General features: G+C 77.8%; 1 protein-coding gene. It reads left to right on the forward strand.

Going from position 1 to position 541, the window contains the following annotated elements; genetic code table 11:
* Positions 1-541: 3'-5' exonuclease (locus F2B26_RS16870; RefSeq protein WP_201292829.1), on the forward strand; the 541-nt coding region annotated here is incomplete at both ends.

Raw genomic sequence — 541 nt, forward strand, 5'->3', positions numbered from 1 at the left:
GACCGGCTGCCGCCCGCCGGCTGGGTGAGCCACCGCGGTCGCCGGCTCACCGACCTGGGACGACGCCGGCTCACCGACCTCGGCCGCACGCTCGCGGTGCTGCGCTCGCGCACCCGGCTCGCGCTGCCCGAGCTGGTCGAGGAGGCCGAGCGCCTCCTCGACCTGGACATCGAGGTGGTGGCCGCGCACCCCGAGCTCGACCCGGCGGCGGCCCGCGCCCACCTCGACGCCTTCGCCGACGTCGTCGAGGAGTTCGCCGGGTCCGGTGACCAGGCCTCGCTCGGTGCCTTCCTCGCCTGGGTGCAGGCCGCCGACGAGCACGAGCGCGGCCTCGACGCACCGGTCGCCGCGCCCGACCCGCGCGCGGTCCAGGTGTGCACCGTGCACGCCGCCAAGGGCCTCGAGTGGGACGTGGTCGCCGTGCCGGGACTGGTCGACGGGGTGTTCCCGGCGACCGCGACCGCCGGCGCGGACGGACCGAAGGACCGCGGCTGGCTCACCGCGCTCGACGCGTTGCCGTACCCGGTGCGCGGCGACCGCG

Origin of the sequence: Cellulomonas citrea (assembly GCF_009829685.1) — a bacterium.
Taxonomy (GTDB): Bacteria; Actinomycetota; Actinomycetes; order Actinomycetales; family Cellulomonadaceae; genus Cellulomonas; species Cellulomonas citrea.